Consider the following 16,179-nt stretch of genomic DNA (forward strand, 5'->3'; position numbering starts at 1 on the left):
GGTGCGGGAAGACACCGTCCGGAGGCGGGGCCCGGCGAGGAGCGCCTGTGCACGGTGCCGGGCAGCGACGGCCCCTCAGCGTTCGAGCAGCATCCGCTGCAGTTCCCGCGCCGCCCGTGGCGGAGCCACGTCGCTGCGGTGCGCCAGGGCGATCGTGCGGTGCAGTCCCGGCCGGGCCAGCGGTGTCACTCGCAGCCCGCGACCGGACCGCGCGGCCACCATGCGCGGTACGACGGCCATCCCCAGCCCGGCCCGTACGAAACCCAGCACCGCGTCCATCTCGCCGCCCTCCACCGCGAAAGCCGGTTCGAACCCCGCGGAACGGCACGCGGCGACGGTCAGCTCCCGCAGGTCGTAGCCGTGCCGGAACATCACGAGCCGCTCACCCTCCAGATCGGCGATCCGCACCGCACGCCGCCCGCGCCCCGGCCGGGGTGCCTCCGGTGAGGACACCACCACCAGGTCCTCCCGCAGCAGCTCCACGGTGGTCAGCGCCGGCGAGGGCGTCGGCAGCGGCAGCACCACGAGCGCCAGGTCCAGTGCCCCGCGGGCCAGCTCCCGCACCAGGTCGTGGGAGCCGGACTCCTCGATCATCAGCTGCACGCCGGGGTACCGGTCGTGGAAGGCCCGCAGCACATCCGGCAGCAGGCCCGTGCACAGACTCGGCGTCGCCCCGAGCCGCACCCGCCCGCCGCGCAGCTGCACCAGCTCCCGCACCTCGTAGCGGGCCGTCTCGGCGTCCGCGAGGATCCGCCGCGCCAGTGGCAGCAGCGCCTCGCCCGCGTCGGTCAGGGTGATGTTGCCGCGGGCCCGCAGGAACAGATCCGCGCCGAGATCCCGTTCCAGGGTCCTGATCTGCTGCGACAGCGACGGCTGGGCGACGTGCACCAGCTCGGCGGCCCGGGTGAAGTGCCGGGTCTCGGCCACCGCGACGAAGTACTGGAGCTGCTGGAACTGCACCCGCCCATCATAGAGGGACCATAGGGAACAGCTATGGAAACGAGCTGGACCATGTCTTGGACCGATGGGGCCGTTCGGCCCTACCGTCTCGTCCCATGGCACTGGCAACGCGGACGGACCGACGGCCGTCCATGGCACGCACCGTGTGGGACTCCACCGTCGGCAAGAAGACGGTCATGGCCGTCAGCGGTGTGATCATGCTGCTGTACCTGGTCGCCCATGTGATCGGAAACCTGAAGATCTTCTTCGGGGCCGAGGAGTTCAACCACTACGGGCACTGGCTGCGCACCGTCGGCGAACCGTTCATGCACTACGAGTGGACGCTGTGGCTGGTCCGCGTCGTGCTGATCGTCGCGGTCGTCGCCCACGCCGTCTCCGCCTACCAGCTCAGCCGCCGCGACCTCCGGGCGCGCCCCGGCAGGTACGTGCACCGCAAGCCCCGGGCGAGCTACGCCACGCGCACCATGCGCTGGGGCGGGATCATTCTCGGCCTGTTCATCGTCTGGCACGTCCTGGACCTGACCACCGGCACCGTGCACACCGGCGGCTTCCAGGAGGGCCACCCGTACCAGAACGTCGTGGACACCTTCTCCACCTGGTACGGCAACGTCGTCTACATCGTCGCGATGCTCGCCCTCGGCCTGCACGTCCGGCACGGCTTCTGGAGCGCCGCGCAGACCCTCGGCGTCGGCAGCCGCCGCCGCGACCGCGCCCTGAAGACCGTCGCGAACGTCCTCGCGCTGCTGCTCACGGCCGGCTTCGTCGCCGTCCCCGTGGGCGTCATGACCGGAGTGGTGAGCTGACATGCCCTACACCGACTACACGACCGGCGAAGCGGTCACGGACACCAAGGCCCCGGCCGGCCCGATCCACGAGCGCTGGGACAAGCGCCGCTTCGAGGCCAAGCTGGTCAACCCCGCCAACCGGCGGGGGCACACCGTCATCGTCGTCGGCACCGGCCTGGCCGGCGGTTCGGCCGGTGCCACCCTCGCCGAACAGGGCTACCACGTCGTTCAGTTCTGCTACCAGGACTCCCCGCGCCGCGCCCACTCCATCGCCGCACAAGGCGGCATCAACGCGGCGAAGAACTACCGCAACGACGGCGACTCGGTCCACCGGCTGTTCTACGACACCGTCAAGGGCGGTGACTTCCGCGCCCGAGAGTCCAACGTGCACCGCCTCGCGCAGATCTCCGTGGAGATCATCGACCAGTGCGTCGCCCAGGGCGTGCCCTTCGCCCGCGAGTACGGCGGCCTCCTCGACACCCGCTCCTTCGGCGGGGTCCAGGTCTCCCGCACCTTCTACGCCCGCGGCCAGACGGGCCAGCAACTCCTGCTCGGCGCCTACCAGGCACTGTCCCGGCAGATCGCCGCGGGCAACGTCGAGATGCACCCGCGCACCGAGATGCTCGACCTGATCGTCGTCGACGGGCGGGCCCGCGGCATCGTCGCCCGGGACCTGATCACCGGCAGGATCGACACCTACTTCGCGGACGCCGTCGTACTGGCCTCGGGCGGCTACGGCAACGTCTTCTACCTGTCGACCAACGCCATGAACTCCAACGCCACCGCCGTGTGGCGGGCGCACCGGCGCGGCGCGTACTTCGCCAACCCCTGCTTCACCCAGATCCACCCGACGTGCATCCCGCGCACCGGCGACCACCAGTCCAAGCTGACGCTGATGAGCGAGTCGCTGCGCAACGACGGCCGTATCTGGGTGCCGAAGGCCAAGGGCGACCACCGGCCGCCGAGCGAGATCCCGGAGGAGGAGCGCGACTACTACCTGGAGCGCATCTACCCGTCCTTCGGCAACCTCGTCCCGCGCGACATCGCCTCCCGCGCCGCGAAGAACGTCTGCGACGAGGGCCGCGGCGTCGGCCCCGGCGGCCAGGGCGTCTACCTCGACTTCGCCGACGCCGTCCGACGCCTGGGCCGCAAGGCCGTCGAGGCCAGGTACGGCAACCTCTTCGACATGTACCGGCGGATCACCGACGAGGACCCGTACGAGGTCCCGATGCGGATCTACCCGGCCGTGCACTACACGATGGGCGGCCTGTGGGTCGACTACGACCTGCAGACCACCATCCCCGGCCTGTTCGCGATCGGCGAGGCCAACTTCTCCGACCACGGCGCCAACCGGCTCGGCGCGTCCGCGCTGATGCAGGGCCTGGCCGACGGCTACTTCGTGCTGCCGGCGACGATCAACGACTACCTCGCCCGCAACCCGCACCAGGAGACGGTCACCGGCGAACACCCCGTCGTCCAGGAGGTGCTCGCCGAGACCCACGACCGGCTGAACCTGCTGCTGGCCGTCGACGGCGACCGCACCCCCGACTCCTTCCACCGGGAGGTCGGCGAACTGATGTGGGAGTTCTGCGGCATGGCCCGCAGCGACGCCGGCCTGCGCAAGGCGCTGGAGCGCATCCCCCAGATCCGCGAGGAGTTCTGGCGGCGCGTCAAGGTCCCCGGGACCGGCGAGGAGTTCAACCAGTCCCTGGAGAAGGCCAACCGCGTCGTCGACTACCTCGAACTCGCCGAGCTGATGTGCCTCGACGCGCTGCACCGCACCGAGTCCTGCGGCGGACACTTCCGCGAGGAGTCCCAGACCCCGGACGGCGAGGCGGCCCGCAACGACGACCGGTTCGCGTACGCGGCCGCCTGGGAGTTCACCGGCACCGGCGAGGCGCCCGTGCTGCACCGGGAAGACCTGGTCTTCGAGTACGTCCACCCCACCCAGCGGAGCTACGCATGAAGCTCACCCTGCGCGTCTGGCGGCAGAAGAACGCCGACGCCGACGGCGCGATGTCCACGTACGAGGTGGACGGCGTCTCGCCCGACATGTCCTTCCTGGAGATGCTCGACACGCTCAACGAGGAACTCATCCTCAAGGGCGAGGACCCGGTCGCCTTCGACCACGACTGCCGCGAGGGCATCTGCGGCGCGTGCTCCCTCGTCATCAACGGTGACGCGCACGGCCCCGAGCGCACCACCACCTGCCAGTTGCACATGCGATCCTTCCGGGACGGCGACACCATCGACATCGAGCCGTGGCGGGCCGCCGCCTTCCCGGTGATCAAGGACCTCGTCGTGGACCGGTCCGCGTTCGACCGGATCATCCAGGCAGGCGGCTACATCACCGCCCCGACCGGAGCCGCACCCGAGGCCCACGCCACACCGGTGCCCAAGCCCGACGCCGACCACGCGTTCGAGCACGCCGAGTGCATCGGCTGCGGGGCGTGCGTGGCGGCCTGCCCGAACGGCGCGGCGATGCTGTTCACCTCGGCGAAGGTCAACCACCTCAACGTGCTGCCGCAGGGCGCGCCCGAGCGCGAGACCCGGGTGCTGGACATGGTGGCGCGGATGGACGAGGAGGGCTTCGGCGGCTGCACCCTCGCGGGCGAGTGCGCGACCGCCTGTCCCAAGGACATCCCCCTGATGTCGATCACCCAGATGAACAGGGAGTGGCTGCGTGCCACCCGGAAGGCGGCGAAGCGGTAGCCGCCACGCGCGAGGCGTTCGCCACCGACGGCGGGCGGGCGGGGCCGGGAGTGGTGCTCATCCCCGGCCCCGTCTCGTTGCCGGTGCCCCTCGCCGCCCCGCGCCCCGAAGCGCCGACCCCGGCCGGCCGGTGCCCGCGCCGTTCAACAACCCCACATCCCCCCTCCCGGCCACGGTCACATGCCCGCCAACCGGCGTCGGCACAACTGGAGCGGCGGCACCGCTCGCCGCCCCAGGACCGTGACCAGGAGCAGCCATGACCGGCGTTTCGACCCTCGACCGTCCCCAGCAGAGCGTCGCCCCCACCCGCTACACCGTCACCCTCGCCCGCGACGAGGACGACGTGCGCGCCGCCCAGCGGCTGCGGCACGACGTGTTCGCCGGGGAGCTGGGAGCCCTGCTCACCACCCCGCAGCCCGGCCTCGACGTCGACGCCTTCGACGCCTACTGCGACCACCTGCTGGTCCGCGACACGACGACCGGACAGGTCGTCGGCACCTACCGACTGCTGCCGCCGGAGCGCGCCGCGGTCGCCGGACGGCTGTACTCGGAGGGCGAGTTCGACCTCGGCCCGCTCGCGGCGATCCGCCCGGACCTGGTCGAGGTCGGCCGCTCCTGCGTCCACCCCGACCACCGCGACGGCGCCGTCATCGGCCTCATCTGGGCCGGCATCGCCCGCTACATGGTGGACGGCGGTCACGAGTGGCTGGCCGGCTGCTGCTCCCTGCCGCTCGCCGACGGCGGCGCCCTCGCCGCCGCGACCTGGAACCGGGTCCGTGCCAAGCACCTGGCGCCGGAGGAGTTCCGGGTGCGCCCCCGGCTGCCGTGGCTCCCGGCGGAGGCGTCCGCGCCGGCGGCCCCCGCCGAACTGCCCGCACTGCTGCGGGGCTACCTCCGCCTCGGAGCCTGGGTCTGCGGCGAGCCCGCCCACGACCCGGACTTCGGGGTCGCCGACCTGTACGTGCTGCTGTCGATGCGCCGGGTCAACGCGCGCTATCTGCGGCACTTCCTCTCCCTCGTCCCCGCCACCGGCCGATGAGCGGCTGGCTGCCCACCGCGCCCTGCACCCCACGGGCGTGCCTGGACCCGGCGCGCCGGGCCGGGGCCGCGCCCCGGGCGGTGGCCCGCCTCACCGCCGTACTCCTGCTGCTGCTCGCCGGGATCGCGCTGGCACCGTTCGGCGGGCACCTCCCCGCCCGGTGGGTGCGTGCCTGGAGCCGGAGCATCGTGCGGGCCGCGGGCCTGCGCGTCCGGATCACCGGCGCCGCTGCGGACACCGGCGGGCTGCTGCTGGTCGCCAACCACGTGTCCTGGCTGGACATCCCGCTGCTGGCGGCCGTGCGCCCGGCGCGCATGCTGGCCAAGAAGGAGATCCGCGACTGGCCGCTCGCGGGGCCGCTCGCCCAGCGCGGCGGGGCGCTGTTCATCGACCGGGACCGGCTGCGCGCCCTGCCCGGCACGGTCGCCCGCCTCACCGACGCCCTGCGGTCCGGTGCGGCGGTCGGGGTCTTCCCGGAGGGCAGCACCTGGTGCGGGCGCGCCCAGGGCCGCTTCCGGCGGGCGGCCTTCCAGGCCGCCCTCGACGCGGGCGTCCCCGTCCAGCCGGTCCGCATCCGCTACCGGCTCGGCGACGGCCCGGCCACCACCCTGCCCGCCTTCCTCGGCGACGACACCCTGCTCACCTCGGTGTGGCGGGTGGTCACCGCCCGCGACCTGGTCGCCGAGGCCGACATACGCCCCACGATCCCCCCGGGCGCCCACCGGTCCCGCCGCGCTCTGGCGGAAGCGGCCCAGCGCGCCGTCACCGGAGGCGCCGCGACGAACCGCGCGCCCGGCGAGGACACGTCCGCGCGCCCCGGACCGCACCGACAGCCCGTCGCCCCGCCGACGACCCGCCACCCGCGGCGTCGCGGGGCGCGCGAAGCCGCGTGACCTGGTAAGGGGGCGCGGGGAGCTGTGCATGACGGGGAACAACTCCCGACCGGCCGTGAGCTGCGGGTCCTCGAATTCATCACCGCGCGGTCCGGCTCCGGCGCACGAGGCCGGCCAGCCGCCGGTACGAGTCCAGCAGCGCCCCGCGGTCATGGGTGCTGGTGGTGACCAGGACCTCGTCGGCGCCCGTCTCCTTCAGCAGGGTCTCCAGCTCGTCGGCGACCTGCTCCTCGGTGCCGGTGATGTGACCGGTGAGCGCGGCCTCGTACAGCTCGCGTTCCCTGTGGGTCATCGAAAGCCGCTCGATGTCCTCGGCGGGCCGCAGCGGGGGGAAGGTGCCGTGGGTGCGCGCGTACGCCGTCGACCACGCCTCGGGGACGAGGATCCGCCGGGCCGCCTCGGGGTTCTCGGCGACCGCGACGGTACCGGAGACGACGACGTACGGTTCGGCGGCCCAGGGGGAGGGGCGGAACCGGGCGCGATAGCCGTCGATGCCGCGCCGCAGCCGGTCGCGGTCGCGCAGGTCCCCGATGACCATCGGCAGTCCGGCGCGGGCGGCGATGCCGGCGCCCTCGCCCATCGCCAGCACGAACGGCGGCACGGCCAGCCCTTCGGCGGGCCGCGCGTGGACACCGGTGGTGGAGGTGCCACTGAACCACCCGAGCAGCTCCTCGACCTGTGCGGCGAAGTCCTCGGCGGCGCCCTTGTCGCGGCCGAGCGCCCGGCGCACGCCGGTCGTGAAACCCACCGAGCGACCGAGTCCCATGTCGATCCGGCCCGGGAACAGGGACTCCAGCACCCCGAACTGCTCGGCCACCACCAGCGGCCGGTGGTTGGGCAGCATCACGCCGCCGGTGCCCACCCGGATGGCGCGGGTGGCCCCGGCCACGGCGGCGGCCAGCACGGTCGGGGCGGAACCGGCGACCCCGGGCACGCCGTGGTGCTCCGACACCCAGAACCGGTGATAGCCCAGCGCCTCCGCCTCCCGGGCGAACCCCACCGTCTCCCGCAGCGCCTCGCCGGGGGGGCGCCCCTCGCGCACGCGGGAGCGGTCGAGGACGGAGAAGCGGGTCGTGGCGATCGCGGAACTCATGACGGGTTCAACAGCGGCACGGGCTCGTGATTCCCGGCGGCCGCCCGCCGGGAATCACGAGCCCGGTCGCGCTCCGGGGCCGCGGCGGACCGCGCTCGTAGACGCCGGCCAAGTGCTGCGGGACCGGGCGGTGCACGCCGTCGACGGTGACCGGCACGCGCGGGGCGTGGCGGGCGTCCCCCCATAGGGTGGGCCTTGTGACCGACAGCGCCAAGCGGCCGATCGCCGTGTTCGATCTGGACAACACCCTCGCCGACACAGCGCACCGCCAGCGGTTCCTGGAGCGCCGCCCCCGCGACTGGAACGCCTTCTTCGCGGCCGCGCCCCAGGACCCGCCGCTCGCCGAGGGCATCGCCCTCGCGGTGGACAGGGCCCGCGAGTGCGAGGTCGTCTACCTGACCGGACGCCCCGAGCGCTGCCGGCCCGACACCCTGGCCTGGCTCAGCGGGCACGGGCTGCCCGAGGGGCCGGTGTACATGCGCCGCGACGACGACCGCCGGCCGGCCCGGCGCACCAAGCTGGACATCCTGCGCCGGCTCGCCCGCACACGTGAGGTGCGCGTCCTGGTGGACGACGACCCGCTGGTATGCGATGACGCCGAGCGCGCCGGTTTCACCGTCGTGCGGGCGGACTGGGCCAGGCCGTCCGGCGCCCTGCGGCAGGCTCAGGAGGGGGAGGGGCGGACCTGAGGGCCGCGCGGGCTCAGTCCGTCTCCTCCAGGCGGAAGCCCACCTTCAGGCCCACCTGCCAGTGGGCGATGTCGCCGTCCTCCAACTGGCCCCGTACCTGGGTCACCTCGAACCAGTCCAGATTGCGCAGCGTCTGCGACGCCCGCGTGATGCCGTTGCGGATGGCTTGGTCGACCCCGTCCGGCGAGGTGCCGACGATCTCGGTGACCCGGTAGGTGTGGTTCGACATGGAGTGCTCCTCTCCCGTGTCACACGCCCTGTGTCACACGTCACTCCACCGTGCCCCAACCTGCGGCCTCCCGCGAGACGTCGGGCGGCGACCCTCGGTAACCCTTGACCTTCCGATTGGTCCATACCAAAATCCAGCCCACCCGTTCGAGCACCGCGCTCGTCCCCCACGTCGGGCCCCGCACCCCTGTCCTCCAGGCCAGAACAAGGACCCCCGTGAGACGTCGCCTCCTCGCCCTCGTATGCGTGTCCGCCTCCCTCCTCACCGCCTGCGGTGTCCTGCCGACGGGCACCGACCGGCACACCGTCACGGTCTGGCTGATGAAGGGCAGCGCCTCGCAGGAGTTCCTGGACCGCTTCACCGAGGACTTCGAACGCGACCACACCCACATCGACCTCGACATCCGCATCCAGGAATGGACCGGCATCGGGGAGAAGGTCGACCAGGTCCTGGCCGGCGACAAGGCGGGCGCCGACGGCGACGAGGACGGTGGGGACGGTGACGACGGAGCGGGAGCGCCGGACGTGATCGAGGTCGGCAACACCCAGGTACCCCGCTACGTCGACCACGGCCGGCTCCTCGACCTGACCCTGGAGTCGGCGCGCGACTGGGGCGGCGCCGACTGGCTGCCCGGCCTCGCCGAACCCGGACAGCTCCGCAACCACCAGTACGGCATCCCCTGGTACGCCGCCAACCGGGTGGTCGTCTACCGCAAGGACCTCTTCGCCCGGGCCGGCGTCGACGCCCCGCCGCGCACCCGCGAGGAGTGGCTCGACCTCACCGAACGGCTCGACACCGGAGACACCCAGGGGATCTACCTCGCCGGACAGGACTGGTACACGCTGGCCGGCTTCGTCTGGGACGAGGGCGGGGAACTCGCCACCGAGGAGGGCGGCCGCTGGCAGGGCGCCCTGCACAGCCCGGCCGCGCTGCGCGGCATGGACTTCTACCGGCGGCTGCAGGCCCTCGGGGACGGCCCGGCCGACGCCGACGAGGAACACCCGCCCCAGGCAGGGGTGTTCGCCTCCGAAGAGGTCGCACAGATCATCGCCGTGCCCGGTGCGGCCCAGGCCGTCGTACGGCAGAACCCCGGCCTCGACGGCAAACTGGGCTTCTTCCCCGTCCCCGGCCGCACCGCCGGTGCGCCCGGCCCCGTCTTCACCGGCGGGTCCGACCTGATCATCCCGCGCGACACGGACGAGCGCGAGGGCGCCATCGCCGTGGTCGCCGCGCTCACCGGCGAGAAGTGGAACACCGAACTGGCCCGCACCATGAACTACGTGCCGAACAAGGCCGGTCTGGCCGAGGCCGTCGCCGGCGAGGAGGGAGCCGCGGCCATGGCGGCGGGAGCCGCGCGCGGCCGGGCGACCCCCAGCACACCCGAGTGGGCCGCCGTCGAGTCCGACAACCCCATCAAGACGTACATGACGAAGGTGCTCGCCGGAGCCGACCCCCTGACCGAGGCCCGCCGCGCCTCCGGCCGGATCACGGAGGCGCTGCGGGTGTCCGCAGGGTGAGCGGACCCGGTGACGGGCAGCTCACCCGGCGGACCGGACAGCCGCGGACGGACGTCAGCGCACCGTGCTGAGCGACAGCGCGAAGCGACCCGCCGCGTCCGTCCACCAGTGGGTCAGTGCCAGTCCGGCGGCGGCCAGTTCGGTGCGCACCCCGGCTTCCCGGAACTTCGCCGACACCTCCGTGCGCAGTTCCTCGCCCGCCGAGAAGTCGACGGCCAGGCCCAGCGCCGGCACCTTCACGGTCTGCGCGGTGCGGGCCCGCAGCCGCATCTCGATCCACTCGGCGTCGGCGTCCCACAGGGCCACGTGCTCGAAGCCGCCAGGATCGAAGTCGGCGCCCAGCTCGCGGTTGATGACGGTGAGGACGTTCTTGTTGAACGCCGCCGTCACCCCGGCCGCGTCGTCGTACGCCCGCACCAGCACCGCCTCGTCCTTGACCAGGTCGGTGCCCAGCAGCAGCGCGTCGCCCGGCGCGAGCAGGGCGCGCACCGAGGCGAGGAACGCGGCCCGCTCCGCGGGCAGCAGGTTGCCGATCGTGCCCCCGAGGAAGGCCACCAGGCGCGGCCCCGGCGCGTCGGGCAGCCGCAGCGGCCGGGTGAAGTCGGCGATCAGGGCGTGGACCTCCAGCCCGGGCCGCTCGGCGGCCAGGGCCCGGCCGGCCTGGGTGAGGGCGCTCTCGCTGACGTCGACCGGCAGATAGGCCCGCAGGCCGGTCAGCGCGTCGATGAGGAGACGGGTCTTCTCCGACGAGCCCGAACCCAGCTCGACCAGGGTGCGGGCACCGGAGGCCGCGGCGACCTCGTCCGCGCGGTCCAGCAGGATCTCCCGCTCGGCGCGCGTCGGGTAGTACTCCGGCAACTCGGTGATCCGCTCGAAGAGTTCGCTGCCGTGCGCGTCGTAGAACCACTTCGGCGGCAGGGTCTTCGGACTCGTGGTCAGGCCGTGCTGCACATCGGCGCGCAGCGCGGCATCCGTGGCGTCCTCGGGCAGGGTACGGGTGACATGGAACGGACTCACGTACGGGGCTCCTTGCGTGGTGCTGGTGCCGGGTCCTCGGGATCCTTCAGCGGGCTGAGCGACACCTCGGTGCGGCTGGCGGTGAGCAGCGTGCGGTCGGGGACCTCATGCCAGGCGGGGTCGTCGTCGTAGGGTTCGGAGGCCACCACCGCGCGCCGGCCGGGCTCGGCGAACCACCACAGGGTGTCGCCCCAGGCCGTCGCGGTGATCGTCTCGCCGTCGGTGAGCAGCAGGTTGAGGCGTGCGCCGGGAGCCGCCGCGGCGGCCTCCCGCACCGTGTCGGCCATGGCGCGCCCCGCCTCGTCGCCCGCTCGCAGCCGGGCCAGGAGCAGCGCCCACACGAACGCCGAATCGTTTCTGGCCTCCATGGACAGCAGGTCGGCCGGAGACAGCGCGGGTACGAGGGGCGCGAGGGATCCCGGCCAGCCGGGCACCGCGCCGTTGTGACTGAACAGCCACCGCCCCGCGGCGAAGGGGGCCGCAGCGGCCTCCGCGTCGGCCCCCGCCAGGGTGGCGTCCCGTACGGCGGCCAGCAGGGCCCCGGTCCGTACGACCCGGGCCAGATCGGCGAAGGACAGGTCGGCCCACACCGGCCCGGCCCGGCGGTAGCGGGCCGGCACCGGGTCGCCCTCGGCGTACCAGCCCACACCGAACCCGTCGGCGTTGACCGTGCCGTACCGCTGCCGCCGGGGCGCCCAGGACTGCCGGTACAGGGCGTGCGGCGGCTCGACCAGCAACCGCCCGAGCGGCTCCGCGTCGCCCACGTAAGCGATATGACGGCACATCAGACGGACCCCGAGCGTGCGGTGCGGAAGCCGGAGAAGATCTGCCGCCGGACCGGATGGTCCCAGTTGCGGAAGGTGCCCCGGCACGCCACCGGGTCCACCGCGAAGGAACCGCCGCGCAGCACCTTGTAGTCGGGGCCGAAGAACACCTCCGAGTACTCCTTGTACGGGAACGCCCGGAACCCCGGATAGGGCAGGAAGTCGCTCGCCGTCCACTCCCAGACGTCACCGATCAACTGCCGTACGCCGAGCGGCGACTCGCCGGCCGGATAGCTGCCCGCCGGGGCCGGACGCAGATGACGCTGGCCCAGGTTGGCGTGCTCGGGCGCCGGGTCCGCGTCGCCCCACGGGTAGCGCATCGAGCCCCCCGTCGCCGGGTCGAACCGGGCCGCCTTCTCCCACTCGGCCTCGGTGGGCAGCCGGCGCCCCGCCCAGCGGGCGTAGGCGTCCGCCTCGTACCAGCACACGTGCAGCACCGGCTCGTCGGGTGGCACCACCTCGGTGACGCCGAACCGGCGGCGCAGCCACTGCCTGCCGTCGCGGCGCCAGAACAGCGGCGCGTGCAGCGAGGCACGCCGCACGTGCGCCCAGCCCTCCGGCGTCCACCAGCGCTCGTCGTCGTAGCCGCCGTCCTCGATGAACGCCTGGTAGGCGCCGTTCGTCACCGGGGTGGTGTCGATGTGGAAGGGCGCCACGTCGACCTGGTGGGCGGGGCGCTCGTTGTCCAGCGCCCACGGCTCGGCGGAGGTGCCCATGCTGAACGGCCCACCGGGCACCAGGACTTCGGACGGTCCCGTGAACAGCGGTGCGGGGTCGGGGTCGGGCGCGGTCAGGGCCTGCGGGCCCCGGCGCAGCTGATGGGTGATCAGCATGGTCTCGTCGTGTTGTTGCTCGTGCTGGGCGATCATGCCGAAGGCGAACCCGGCCTCGGTCAGCCGGGTGCCGTGGAAGTCGGCCGAGGCCAGCACGTCCAGGACCCGGCCGCGCACCTCGGCGGCGTACGTGCGGGCCTCCTCCGGCGGCAGCAGCGGCAGCGAGGGCCGCTCGGCGCGCGGGTGCTCGAAGGCGTCGTAGAGGCTGTCGATCTCCGGGCGCATCGCCTCCCGACCGCCGACCGCGCGCAGCAGCCACTGCTCCTCCTGGTTGCCGATGTGGGCCAGGTCCCACACCAGTGGGGACATCAGCGGTGAGTGCTGGGCGGTCAGGTCCGGGTCCTCGACGCAACTGGTCAGCAGGGTGGTGCGCGCGCGTGCGGTGGTCAGGGTGGTGAGCGCCTGCTCGCGCAGGGACTCGGCGTCGAAGGCGGGCTCGGTCATGGGCGGATGTCCTTCCCGTGCGCGCGACCGGACGTGCCGCGCAGGCGGTCGAGCAGATCGTCGGCGGGGCAGCGGCCGCGCAGGACATAGCGGTCCTGGTACGCCGCCACGGCGTCCAGGACCGCACGTCCCGCGCCGAGCCGGGGCAGGGCGTCGAGGGCCGCGGCGAAGCAGGTGACGGCGGCCTCCCGCAGCTCCGGATCGGCCGGGCCGTACCGGGCGGCGTCCCGCCACAGTGGATTGTGCGGGGCCGGCTCGCCGAGCGCGCGTTCGGCCAGCGGCTTCACGGCGCGGTACGCGGTCTCGGAGGCGGCCGGGTCGTCGAACAGGGCGGCCGTCACCGCCAGCGGCACGATCCAGCCGTCCTCGCCGGGCTGCGCGTCGATCATGCGCAGCTCCAGATGGCCGCGGGGGCGGACCGGCGGGAACAGGGTGGTGATGTGGTAGTCGAGGTCGGCGCGGGTCGGCGAGCCGTTCCGGATCCACTCCCGGAAGGTCAGCCCGTCGGGCACCTCCCACGGGCCGGACCGGCGGCGTACGCACATCACCGGGGCGTCCAGCACGTGCCGGGCCCAGGCGGTGCGCGGATCGCCGTCCAGGGCGGGTGCGCCCGCGCGCCCGGCGCCGATCTCCGTCCACAGCAACTGCCGGGTGGAACGCCATCCGGTGGGCCGGTGGCCCAGCAGCGGGGAGTTGGCGAAGGCCGCCACCAGGACCGCGCCGAGGGTGTGCGCGAGCCACCAGCGCCGTGTGTGCCCCAGCGGGCCCGGCTCCTCGTGCCCGGCGTCCAGGCAGACCTGCACGGAGGCCGAGGTGCACATCATGGCGCGCCCGGCCGGGCCGGTGCGGTCCAGGCACGCCTCCATGGCGTCGTAGCGCGGCTGGCGCAGGAACCGGCGGGGAGGGTGCCAGGGATCCGTGCCGATCCCGGCGAGGGCCAGGTCCCGCTCCCGCAGGACGGCGCGGACGGCGGCGAGGTCGGCGGCGACCGCGGTGACACAGCCGGTCAGCGAGGAGGCGGGCGACGAGCTGAGTTCCAGCTGGCCGCCGGGCTCGACGGTGAGCGCCGAACTCAGGGGTACGTTCCGCAGCGCGGCGTAGGCCGCTTCGAGTCGTTCGGGTGCCACCGGGTCCCACGGACGGCGCCGCTCGTGGACCAGCCACTCCACCTCGACACCGAGGGTGCGCGGAGGGCCGGTCTTGAAGCAGATGCCCCGGACCAACGCCTCCACCTCCGCCTCGGTCAGCGCGGTGCGGGGCTCCGTACAGTCACGCGCGGAATCGGACATGTCGGGATCCTCCATGGGTCGCGATGGGCCGTCGCCCGGGCCCGGGTGAGGCACACCCGTCCCACCCAAGACCCTCGTGCCGATTCGCACAAGGGTGCACAACGGTGCATTCCGGACCCGTCACATCCGTCCTTCCTGTCCGTTCCCCGGCGGTTTCGTGGGGTCGAGGGTCCGGGAAACTCTGTTGCACCGCATGTCCAGGATCGCTCACGATGCGTTCATGAGCACGACGGGGGAGCGCGCGCCCATGGCATCCACGGGGGTGGCGCCATGAGCGGCCGGCTGCGCGACATCGCACGGGAGACCGAGCAGATCGTGGCGGCGGGGGGATATCGCCGCTCCGACGGGGGCGAGGTCGTGCTCGCGGCGGCGATCCGCGCCGCACGGGAGGGGACGCGGATGGTGGGGCCGGGACCGGTACGGGTCCCCGCGTCACCATCCGTCACCACCGGGGTGGAGGTCACCGCCGAGAGCAGCACCGAGGCCGCCCGCCGGCTCGCCGGCGAACCGGTCGCGGTGCTGAACTTCGCCTCCGCCCGCAACCCCGGCGGCGGCTACCTCAACGGCGCCCAGGCGCAGGAGGAGGCCCTGTGCCGCTCCTCCGCGCTGTACACGTGCCTGCTGGAGGCCCGCCGCTTCTACGACCACCACCGGGCCCACCGCGACCCGTTCTACACCGACCGCGTGATCCACTCACCGGCCGTGCCGGTATTCCGCGACGACCGCGGGCGGCTGCTCGACGAGCCGTACACGGCGGGCTTCCTGACGGCTGCCGCGCCGAACGCCGGCGTGGTGCTGCGGACGATGCCGGAGCGCGCGCCCGAGCTGCCGCGCGCCTTGGCCGTGCGGGCCGAGCGGGTGCTGGAGACCGCCGCAGCGCACGGCTACCGGCGGCTGGTCCTCGGCGCCTGGGGCTGCGGGGTCTTCCGCAACGACCCCGCGCAGGTCGCGGCCGCATTCCGCGCCCCGCTGGCCCCCGGCGGCCGCTTCGCGGGCACCTTCGAGCACGTGGTGTTCGGGGTGCTGGACCGGACGCGGGGCGCCGTGGTGCGCGCCGCCTTCGCCCACGCGTTCCCGGAGCCCCGGCTCACCGACTAGGGGCTGGGCCACGCCGGAGCACCGGACCGCGGCGGCGCCGGTCCGATCAGCGTGGGCGCCGGCCGCGGTGGGGTCCGGGCGCGGCGGACCCGGCTGCGGCCGGACCCGGCAGGGAGCGCGGCCGCGCCGTCGCGTCCCGGGCCCGGGACATCGTCCCGGGCTGTCGGTCTCAACTCCAGCCGTAGCGCTCCCGGAGCCGGTTGCGGACCAGGTTGAAGCGGCCGCGGTCCAGGGCGCAGGCCTCGCGGCGCATGCCGTCCTCGTGGAGCCGCAGCACCCGGTCCACGTCGACCCAGGAATCCCGCCCCGACCGGTCCCAGGGCCCGCTGCCGATCGCCACCCACTCCCGGTCGCCGTCGTGCCGCTTGCTGGAGAGCTGTACGGCGAGGAAGGTGCCGGCCACCTCGCGGGCGACGACGAGCACCGGGCGGTCCTTGCCGCGGCCGTCGTTCTCCTCATAGGGCACCCAGGTCCACACGATCTCCCCGGGGTCGGGGTCGCCGTCGCGTACGGGCGAGTACTCGGTGCGCACCTGGCCGACCTCGCGGGGTTCGGCCTCGGTGGTCGCGGTGGGGCCGGAACGGCCCGGGACGTATCCATCGGTAAACGCGGTCACGGGGGCACCCTAAGGGCTGCCCCCGTGACCGGGCGCGGGGGGTCGCGCCTCGGCCACCGCCCGCCGCCGCGCGGTCGGCCCGCCCGCCGCCTCGCGGGCGGGCACGGCCCCGGCCGCCACGGCCCGCCGCCGGGAGGTGAA

16 protein-coding genes are annotated in these 16,179 nt (G+C 73.7%); 8 read left to right on the forward strand and 8 right to left on the reverse strand.

Annotation, left to right across the window (positions count from 1 at the left end; all coding sequences use genetic code 11):
- Positions 1 to 75: 75 nt before the first annotated feature.
- Positions 76 to 960 (reverse strand): LysR family transcriptional regulator, encoded by an 885-nt coding sequence (locus AC3ET3_RS24840; protein ID WP_432136731.1) that lies wholly within the window; start codon positions 958 to 960, stop codon positions 76 to 78.
- Between the two features lie 131 nt (positions 961 to 1,091).
- Here AC3ET3_RS24840 and AC3ET3_RS24845 point away from each other — a divergent pair, with 131 nt between their 5' ends.
- The 5 genes from AC3ET3_RS24845 (at position 1,092) to AC3ET3_RS24865 (ending at position 6,389) form a co-directional block, all read left to right on the forward strand.
- Positions 1,092 to 1,763 carry a succinate dehydrogenase gene (locus AC3ET3_RS24845; protein ID WP_432136793.1) on the forward strand — a complete coding sequence of 224 codons (672 nt, stop codon included), beginning with the start codon at positions 1,092 to 1,094 and terminating at the stop codon, positions 1,761 to 1,763.
- A 1-nt stretch (position 1,764) separates the two neighbouring features.
- Positions 1,765 to 3,711, forward strand: coding sequence for a fumarate reductase/succinate dehydrogenase flavoprotein subunit (locus AC3ET3_RS24850; RefSeq protein WP_435612913.1), 1,947 nt, complete (start codon positions 1,765 to 1,767; stop codon positions 3,709 to 3,711).
- Entirely contained in the window at positions 3,708 to 4,457 is a 750-nt protein-coding gene (locus AC3ET3_RS24855) for a succinate dehydrogenase/fumarate reductase iron-sulfur subunit (protein ID WP_432136729.1), read from the forward strand. Before AC3ET3_RS24850 ends, AC3ET3_RS24855 begins: the two co-directional genes overlap by 4 nt.
- A 256-nt stretch (positions 4,458 to 4,713) precedes the next feature.
- Positions 4,714 to 5,496, forward strand: a complete 783-nt coding sequence (locus AC3ET3_RS24860) for a GNAT family N-acetyltransferase (protein ID WP_432136728.1) — start codon at positions 4,714 to 4,716, stop codon at positions 5,494 to 5,496.
- Positions 5,493 to 6,389 (forward strand): lysophospholipid acyltransferase family protein, encoded by an 897-nt coding sequence (locus AC3ET3_RS24865; RefSeq protein ID WP_435612914.1) that lies wholly within the window; start codon positions 5,493 to 5,495, stop codon positions 6,387 to 6,389. The genes AC3ET3_RS24860 and AC3ET3_RS24865 overlap by 4 nt, the downstream gene beginning before the upstream one ends.
- A gap of 79 nt (positions 6,390 to 6,468) precedes the next feature.
- On the opposite strand, the gene AC3ET3_RS24870 is transcribed toward AC3ET3_RS24865, so the two are convergent.
- Positions 6,469 to 7,482, reverse strand: coding sequence for an LLM class flavin-dependent oxidoreductase (locus AC3ET3_RS24870; protein WP_435612915.1), 1,014 nt, complete (start codon positions 7,480 to 7,482; stop codon positions 6,469 to 6,471).
- Between the two features lie 197 nt (positions 7,483 to 7,679).
- Between AC3ET3_RS24870 and AC3ET3_RS24875 the strand changes: the two genes are divergently transcribed.
- Complete coding sequence (locus AC3ET3_RS24875) at positions 7,680 to 8,171, forward strand: phosphatase domain-containing protein (RefSeq protein WP_432136725.1); 492 nt, start codon at positions 7,680 to 7,682, stop codon at positions 8,169 to 8,171.
- 13 nt (positions 8,172 to 8,184) lie between these two features.
- On the opposite strand, the gene AC3ET3_RS24880 is transcribed toward AC3ET3_RS24875, so the two are convergent.
- On the reverse strand, positions 8,185 to 8,400 hold the full coding sequence (locus AC3ET3_RS24880) for a dodecin (protein WP_435612916.1): 216 nt from the start codon (positions 8,398 to 8,400) through the stop codon (positions 8,185 to 8,187).
- 215 nt (positions 8,401 to 8,615) lie between these two features.
- Between AC3ET3_RS24880 and AC3ET3_RS24885 the strand changes: the two genes are divergently transcribed.
- A complete protein-coding gene (locus AC3ET3_RS24885; protein ID WP_435612917.1) occupies positions 8,616 to 9,917 on the forward strand; it encodes an extracellular solute-binding protein in 1,302 nt (433 codons plus the stop codon).
- A gap of 54 nt (positions 9,918 to 9,971) precedes the next feature.
- Here the strand turns inward: AC3ET3_RS24885 and egtD are convergent, their stop codons facing one another.
- From egtD to egtA, 4 genes are read right to left on the reverse strand one after another with little or no spacing between them, the layout of a single operon-like run.
- Positions 9,972 to 10,934: an L-histidine N(alpha)-methyltransferase gene (gene egtD, locus AC3ET3_RS24890; RefSeq protein WP_432136722.1), complete on the reverse strand. Its 963-nt coding sequence runs from the start codon at positions 10,932 to 10,934 to the stop codon at positions 9,972 to 9,974.
- Positions 10,931 to 11,719, reverse strand: coding sequence for an ergothioneine biosynthesis protein EgtC (gene egtC, locus AC3ET3_RS24895; RefSeq protein WP_432136721.1), 789 nt, complete (start codon positions 11,717 to 11,719; stop codon positions 10,931 to 10,933). The genes egtD and egtC overlap by 4 nt, the downstream gene beginning before the upstream one ends.
- Positions 11,719 to 13,035: an ergothioneine biosynthesis protein EgtB gene (gene egtB / locus AC3ET3_RS24900; protein ID WP_435612918.1), complete on the reverse strand. Its 1,317-nt coding sequence runs from the start codon at positions 13,033 to 13,035 to the stop codon at positions 11,719 to 11,721. The genes egtC and egtB overlap by 1 nt, the downstream gene beginning before the upstream one ends.
- Complete coding sequence (gene egtA / locus AC3ET3_RS24905) at positions 13,032 to 14,324, reverse strand: ergothioneine biosynthesis glutamate--cysteine ligase EgtA (RefSeq protein ID WP_435612919.1); 1,293 nt, start codon at positions 14,322 to 14,324, stop codon at positions 13,032 to 13,034. The genes egtB and egtA overlap by 4 nt, the downstream gene beginning before the upstream one ends.
- 270 nt (positions 14,325 to 14,594) lie before the next feature.
- Here egtA and AC3ET3_RS24910 point away from each other — a divergent pair, with 270 nt between their 5' ends.
- Positions 14,595 to 15,422 (forward strand): TIGR02452 family protein, encoded by an 828-nt coding sequence (locus tag AC3ET3_RS24910; protein ID WP_435612920.1) that lies wholly within the window; start codon positions 14,595 to 14,597, stop codon positions 15,420 to 15,422.
- Between the two features lie 169 nt (positions 15,423 to 15,591).
- Here the strand turns inward: AC3ET3_RS24910 and AC3ET3_RS24915 are convergent, their stop codons facing one another.
- Complete coding sequence (locus AC3ET3_RS24915; RefSeq protein ID WP_432136717.1) at positions 15,592 to 16,038, reverse strand: type II toxin-antitoxin system PemK/MazF family toxin; 447 nt, start codon at positions 16,036 to 16,038, stop codon at positions 15,592 to 15,594.
- Between the last annotated feature and the right edge of the window lie 141 nt (positions 16,039 to 16,179).

The sequence above is a fragment of the Streptomyces sp. bgisy159 genome (assembly GCF_057707805.1).